The following is a 6,227-nucleotide window of genomic DNA, read 5'->3' on the forward strand; positions in this document are numbered from 1 at the left end:
ACTAAATCATTTTATAGAAAAGAATTTGTAATTAATTTGATGTTTACCGGAATTGTTGAAGGTGTTGGAAGTGTAGAAAATATTTCCAAAAATACCAAAAACAGAAGTGCAATTCAAATGACTGTGAATCTTGGAAAACATTCAAAAGGATTGAAAATTGGTCAAAGTGTAGCTCTTAATGGAGTATGTCTTACTGCAACAAAAATTTCTAATTCCAGTTGTATTTTTGAGATGATAGAGGAAACTACAAAAAAAACAGATCTTGGAAATCTCAAGGTTGGAGGAATTGTGAATATTGAACGAAGTTTAAAAGTGGGTCAACGACTTGAAGGACATTTTGTTTTAGGCCATGTAGATGGTGTGGCAATAATTAAAAAAATTCTTAAAAAACCTAAAGAAGTTCAAGTTTGGTTTGAAATTCCTAAAAATTTATCAAAGTATGTAGTGAAAAAAGGTTCTATCGCTTTAGATGGAATCAGTTTGACAGTTGTTGATGTTAAAAAGAATCTCGCATCAGTTTCTTTAATTCCTCATACGATTGAGGTTACAAATTTTCATACAAAAAAGCCAGGCGACAAACTTAATATTGAAACTGACATTCTTGGAAAATACATTCTAAAATAAAATCAATTATCTACTATTATAGTGGTAATTACCAATTTTTTAGTAAACTTTATAATTGGATTATCGCGATTTTTTCTATATGTCATTAGAATCTGCGTTACAGTCCCTAAAACGTGGAGAGTTTGTCTTATTGTTTGATTCAGCTGGACGAGAAAATGAAATTGATATGGTTGTAGCTGCGGAATTTGTTACACCAGAACATGTTGCCAGGATGCGTCAACATGCAGGCGGCTTGCTGTGTATTGCAATTGATAATAATTTTGCAACATCTCTTGATTTGAGGTATATGCATGAAATTCTAGCTGATTCATCCATCTCAAATAAGGATATGATAATGGGTTTGGCCCCATACGGTGATCATCCTACTTTTTCATTGTCTGTAAATCATTATCAAACTTATACAGGAATTACTGACAAAGATAGAGCATTAACAATTAGCGAAATGGCTAAAATCTATAACGTTGAAAACAAACAGAAAAAATTCGCCTCATCTTTTAAGACCCCTGGTCATGTTCCATTATTGATAGCATCCAAAGGATTGTTAGCAGCACGTCAAGGACATACTGAGATGTCTGTTTATTTAGCACAAATCGCGGGTTTGACACCTGTAACAGCAATTTGTGAAATGATGGATGCTGAAACATATGCCGCTCTATCAGTTGATAAAGCAGAAAAATTTGCAAAACAAAATGGCATTCCATTAATTGATGGAAAAGAGCTTTTAGAATACGCTAAGGTGAATTAGTATTGAATATTGCAATAGTGGTTTCGGAATTCAATGAAGAAATTACATCTAGAATGCTTGCTGTGGCTCAAGAAAAAGCGACATCACTTAAATTAAAAATCTCTTACACATGTATGGTTCCAGGCGCCTATGATATGCCTATAGTCGTAGATACACTATTGAAAAAAAAAGATGTTGATGCTGTAGTTACACTAGGTGCTATAATCAAAGGGCAAACAAAACATGATGAAGTAATATCTCACTCTGCAGCAAAATCCCTCACAGATTTATCACTAAAACACCAAAAGCCTGTATCTTTGGGAATTTCTGGTCCTGGAATGCAGGAAAAGCATGCTATTGCTAGAATAAGACCTGTTGCTGAACGTGCTGTAGAGGCAGTTGTAAAAATCTCTGATGAACTAAAAAGGATTCAAAAATGATTCAACTTAGCATCTTAAAAATTACTGAGTATGGTCCTTGGACATTAACATTAGGTAGTGACAGAGAGCATGAATTACAAATACTCCAAGCCTCACTTTACAAAGAAGTACAAAAATTATTTTCTGAAAAAAACTGTATAGTTTTTCTTAATCGTGCAGATGAATTCTTTGTAGTTTCAAATGGACTTGAATTAGAAGATCATATTCAAATCCAAAAAACACTTGAAAAATTATTTGATATCCGTCTAACCATTTCAATTGGTTATGGAGAATCCCCATTTGAAGCGAATTTGAAGGCGTATGAAGGAAAAAAAATAAAATTATACTAAATTCGGAACACAATATTTTTGGTTTTGTTAATGGAAAATCTGATTCTAAAGTATCTATCATGCATTTAGATGTTGATGATCTCACCTCAAAAAGAAAAACTAGTTCTCCATATGAAATTTCATCTATAATTTTTGAATTGTATTCAAAAATGGCAAAATTTTTTCTAGAAAGAAACTCACTAACATTTTTCATGGGTGGTGATAACTTCATGGTTGTCTCAAATGATGATGCAAAAAATTCCGTACAGAATTTTATTGACATAGTAAAGAAAGATGACAAAATTTCTTTGAATTGTGGAATCGGTAATGGTAATTCTGGTAGAGAAGCTGTAAAATTAGCCACAAAATCTCTTGACACTATACGAGAAATTCGAGATTCCGGGAAAGAAAAACCTGAAGTTTATGAATTATCATGTTAATAAAAAATATCAGCGTATTATCAGGCTCAGATTTAGATTTCATTCCAAGTACCAATGTGCAAATTCAAAATAAAAAATTCAAAAGAATTCAGTCGAAAACTACATCAAATAATAAAGAAGAATCTATTGATTGTGAAGGTCTTTTACTAATCCCTGGATTTATTAATGCTCATACACACATTGGAGATTCAATTGGAAAAGATGTTACACTTGACAGCAGTGTAGATAAAAAAATACATCCTGTCTTTGGAGCCAAATCAAAAATTCTGAAAAATACTTCTCAAGAAAATTTAGCCAATTTTATGAAAAATACGTGCTACTCCATGATTAAAAAGGGAATTACCACTTTTGCTGATTTCAGAGAAGGAGGATTGGATGGTGTTATTTTACTCCAAAAAGTACTATCTGATATGCCTTTACGCTCAATAATTTTAGGTAGAATAGAATATTATCAAGGCTCTTTAGAAATTAAAAAAAATACTCCGTTTCCCAAATCAAAAATTCATGAACTTACCGCATTACTCAAAAAATGTGACGGTATTGGAATTAGTGGTGCAAATGAAAATAGTACTTCTGTATTAAATTATTATTCAAAAACCACAAAAATTCGAGCTATTCATTCATCTGAAACTAAACAAAGTACCACCAAATCAAAGAAAATCACAGGAAAATCTGAAACTACTAGGGCTTTATCTCTAAAACCTGATTTTCTAGTTCATATGACTTATGCCACAAAAAGTGACCTGATTGCTGCCGCAAAAACAACTAGAGGAATTGTAATCTGTCCAAGAGCTAATTCATCATTAGCTGAAGGAATTCCCGATATAGAATTAATGCAAAAGGCAGGATGTACGATAGCTTTAGGCACAGATAACGTCATGATAAATTCTCCTGACATGTTCAGAGAGATGGATTTTATTTGGAAAACAACAATGGGTATTAATAAAAAAAGAATAGATCCAAAAGAAATTCTTAAAATGGCTACTGTAAATGGTGGAAAAATTTTGAATAAAGATATTGGAATAATTCAATGCGGAAAAATTGCTGATTGTATTTTTCTTGATAAACACGCATTAGATTTAGAACCTATGCATAATCCATATGCATCAATTGTTCATAGAGCATCTGAATCTACAATTAAAGCAGTAATGATTGGAGGAGAAATCATTCATGGAAAAATCTAAACCATATGTAATACTTAGTGCAGCAACATCAATTGATGGAAAGATTGCTACTAGTACTGGTTTTTCAAATCTTTCCTCAAAACAAGACAGTATAAGACTTCATAAACTACGTTCTAAAGTTGATGCAATTCTTGTTGGAAAGAATACTGTTTTACGTGATAATCCGATGTTAACTGTACGTCATACAAAAGGAAAAAACCCCATCCGAATAATTTTAGATTCAGAAGGCACCATTTCTAAAACCTCCAAAATTTTGCAAACAAGTAAGAAAATTCCAACAATCATAGCTGTATCAAAAATAATCTCCAAAACAAATCTTAACAAACTTCACCAATTTCCTGTCGAAGTAATTATTACTGGTAAAAAATCAGTTAACATTAAATCTTTATTGAAAAAACTTTCAGATAAAAAAATTAAAACAATCTTGGTTGAAGGTGGCGGAACTGTAAATTGGGAGTTTGTAAAAAATAATCTTTTTGATGAGTTGATTATCACAATTTCTCCATTCCTAATTGGAGGAAATGATGCAATATCATTTATTCAAGGAAAAGGGTTTGAAAAAATATCAAAATCCCCTAATTTACGTCTCAAATCTACAAAGAGGCTCAAAAATCATCTTGTTTTGAATTATGAAAAAGTGTAAGTTATTATACTTTCTTTTAAATAAAATTACAAGAAATTGGCAGTAAAAAAGAAAGCTACAACAAAAAAGAAAGCTACAACAAAAAAGAAGGTTGCACCAAAAAAGAAGGTTGCACCAAAAAAGAAGGCTACTAAATCAAAAGGTAAAAAACCAGCATTTGGTGGGTATGCAATTAGTTTTGCAGGTCGTAAAGAAACTGTAGAACAAGTATTTGGAAACAAACCAATTGCACCTAGCGAAATGACCAAAAAGATTTGGGCATTTGTTAAATCAAAAAGCCTCTCTAATCGTTAAATCCACGTGTTAACGATTATTCGTTAACTCATTTCTATCTTTTAATTATTTTTTAAATGAATAAGATATAGATATTGGATTTATTCTAAAATTATCATGTCAACTGCATCACTGCGACGCGATCATGAATTAATAGAAAAAGTAATCAAATCAATGGACTCTACTGTACAATTATTAGTAGATGGTAAACAAATTCCAGAATCCATTTTAATGCCAGTAATTGATTTTACAAAAAACTTTACAGATGTCTGTCATCATAGTAAAGAAGAGAAATCTCTTTTTCCTGCGTTAGAACAAGCTGGTATGCCTAGTAATATGGGACCTATTGCAATGATGCTAATTGATCATCAACGTTCAAGAGAAATTGGAACTGAGATGGAAGAATCAGCTAAAACATATCTTGCATCTGGAGATTCTTCAAAATTAATTTCTGATATGCAACAATATGTTGAACACATAACAGAACATCTCTGGAAAGAAAATAATCGATTATTTATGATGGCTGAAGCACGATTGCAATACGTTTCAGAAAAAGTAGATAAAGAATTAACTGAAATTGAAAAATCTAAACTTGATACTTTAGGAAAGACTAGAGAACACTATGAACAATTGGCTGAAACACTTACAAAAGATGTTTCTCAGCATGGAAATTAAATTTGTCTTATAGCTTATTTGGCCAAGTGTTAGGAGTTAGAAAATTTGCCAATGGAGATATTGAAGTAGATTTCTATCATGAAGATGAAGTTACTCAATACAGATATTCTTCAGATTCAAGCAGATTAAGCAATTTTCCCAAGGAATTAACAGAAGCTTTGGCCTCTACGCTGGCTACTGATATCTGTATTGAGATCTTTTTTGGTGATGATGGTAATCCAACTCATATTGAATTAGAAGAATGTGCTGATGATGACTTGGATGATGATGAAATTGACGAGGACTCTATTTTAGAGGAATCTTAGATTTGCAAGATTATTCTACGTAATGATGATGTGTTAGATTATCATAAAATCTCACTGATTTCAGGTTTACAAATTCTAACATTCCATATCTTGATAATTCTCTTCCAAATCCACTATGCTTTATTCCTCCAAATGGAATCCTAGGATCTGAAATTACTACATTATTGACACTAACAATTCCTGACTCAATACGTCTAGACATTTTATCTGCTTTTGCAAGATCTTTGGTCCAAATACTTGCACCTAAACCAAACTCACTCTCATTAGCCAATTTAACTGCCTCACTTTCATTTTCAACTATTGTAATTGGAGCTACTGGTCCAAATGTTTCCTCATTTGCAATTCTCATTTCTGGTTTGACATTTGTAAGAATTGTTGGTCTATAGAAGAATCCTTTGCCTTCCATTTCAGAACCACCTAAAAGAATTTCAGCACCTTTTTTCTTTGCATCTTCCACAATTCCAGAAATTGTATCTAAACCATCTTTACTTGAAACTGGCCCCATGTCTGTTTCTATGGACATGGGATCTCCTACTTTGAGTTGTGATGCTTTTTTAATAAACAATTCAATAAATTCATCTGCAATGTTTTTACCAACAAAAAATCTTTTT

At 32.0% G+C, this 6,227-nt stretch carries 11 protein-coding genes; 10 read left to right on the top strand and 1 reads right to left on the bottom strand.

Features of this window, described 5'->3' with window-relative positions; all coding sequences use genetic code 11:
- Positions 1-39: 39 nt before the first annotated feature.
- The 10 genes from BD31_RS07690 (at position 40) to BD31_RS07730 (ending at position 5,616) form a co-directional block, all read left to right on the top strand.
- Complete coding sequence (locus BD31_RS07690) at positions 40-624, top strand: riboflavin synthase (RefSeq protein ID WP_008300775.1); 585 nt, start codon at positions 40-42, stop codon at positions 622-624.
- A gap of 79 nt (positions 625-703) precedes the next feature.
- Positions 704-1,369, top strand: coding sequence for a 3,4-dihydroxy-2-butanone-4-phosphate synthase (gene ribB, locus BD31_RS07695; protein WP_048097575.1), 666 nt, complete (start codon positions 704-706; stop codon positions 1,367-1,369).
- Positions 1,370-1,371: 2 nt separating this feature from the next.
- Positions 1,372-1,788 carry a 6,7-dimethyl-8-ribityllumazine synthase gene (gene ribH / locus BD31_RS07700; RefSeq protein ID WP_008300771.1) on the top strand — a complete coding sequence of 139 codons (417 nt, stop codon included), beginning with the start codon at positions 1,372-1,374 and terminating at the stop codon, positions 1,786-1,788.
- Positions 1,785-2,117: a GTP cyclohydrolase IIa gene (locus tag BD31_RS10930; protein ID WP_008300846.1), complete on the top strand. Its 333-nt coding sequence runs from the start codon at positions 1,785-1,787 to the stop codon at positions 2,115-2,117. Before ribH ends, BD31_RS10930 begins: the two co-directional genes overlap by 4 nt.
- Before the next feature lie 59 nt (positions 2,118-2,176).
- Positions 2,177-2,536: a GTP cyclohydrolase IIa gene (locus tag BD31_RS10935; protein WP_008300796.1), complete on the top strand. Its 360-nt coding sequence runs from the start codon at positions 2,177-2,179 to the stop codon at positions 2,534-2,536.
- Entirely contained in the window at positions 2,530-3,720 is a 1,191-nt protein-coding gene (locus tag BD31_RS07710; protein ID WP_008300768.1) for an amidohydrolase family protein, read from the top strand. The genes BD31_RS10935 and BD31_RS07710 overlap by 7 nt, the downstream gene beginning before the upstream one ends.
- Entirely contained in the window at positions 3,707-4,363 is a 657-nt protein-coding gene (locus BD31_RS07715; RefSeq protein WP_008300809.1) for a 2,5-diamino-6-(ribosylamino)-4(3H)-pyrimidinone 5'-phosphate reductase, read from the top strand. Before BD31_RS07710 ends, BD31_RS07715 begins: the two co-directional genes overlap by 14 nt.
- A 36-nt stretch (positions 4,364-4,399) precedes the next feature.
- A complete protein-coding gene (locus BD31_RS07720; RefSeq protein ID WP_008300799.1) occupies positions 4,400-4,657 on the top strand; it encodes a hypothetical protein in 258 nt (85 codons plus the stop codon).
- Positions 4,658-4,753: 96 nt separating this feature from the next.
- Positions 4,754-5,311 carry a hemerythrin domain-containing protein gene (locus BD31_RS07725; protein ID WP_008300824.1) on the top strand — a complete coding sequence of 186 codons (558 nt, stop codon included), beginning with the start codon at positions 4,754-4,756 and terminating at the stop codon, positions 5,309-5,311.
- Positions 5,312-5,313: 2 nt separating this feature from the next.
- A complete protein-coding gene (locus BD31_RS07730; RefSeq protein ID WP_008300828.1) occupies positions 5,314-5,616 on the top strand; it encodes a hypothetical protein in 303 nt (100 codons plus the stop codon).
- A gap of 10 nt (positions 5,617-5,626) precedes the next feature.
- Here the strand turns inward: BD31_RS07730 and BD31_RS07735 are convergent.
- Positions 5,627-6,227 (bottom strand): aldehyde dehydrogenase family protein (locus BD31_RS07735; RefSeq protein WP_008300830.1); only part of this gene is annotated, 601 nt, incomplete at its 5' end.

It is taken from the genome of Candidatus Nitrosopumilus salarius BD31, from assembly GCF_000242875.2.
Lineage (GTDB): Archaea > Thermoproteota > Nitrososphaeria > Nitrososphaerales > Nitrosopumilaceae > Nitrosopumilus > Nitrosopumilus salarius.

Coding starts and splice junctions, on each gene's coding strand:
- BD31_RS07690 (WP_008300775.1), top strand. CDS start 40: ATGTTTACCGGAATTGTTGAAGGTGTTGGAAGTGTAGAAAATATTTCC.
- ribB (WP_048097575.1), top strand. CDS start 704: ATGTCATTAGAATCTGCGTTACAGTCCCTAAAACGTGGAGAGTTTGTC.
- BD31_RS10930 (WP_008300846.1), top strand. CDS start 1,785: ATGATTCAACTTAGCATCTTAAAAATTACTGAGTATGGTCCTTGGACA.
- BD31_RS10935 (WP_008300796.1), top strand. CDS start 2,177: ATGCATTTAGATGTTGATGATCTCACCTCAAAAAGAAAAACTAGTTCT.
- BD31_RS07710 (WP_008300768.1), top strand. CDS start 2,530: ATGTTAATAAAAAATATCAGCGTATTATCAGGCTCAGATTTAGATTTC.
- BD31_RS07715 (WP_008300809.1), top strand. CDS start 3,707: ATGGAAAAATCTAAACCATATGTAATACTTAGTGCAGCAACATCAATT.
- BD31_RS07725 (WP_008300824.1), top strand. CDS start 4,754: ATGTCAACTGCATCACTGCGACGCGATCATGAATTAATAGAAAAAGTA.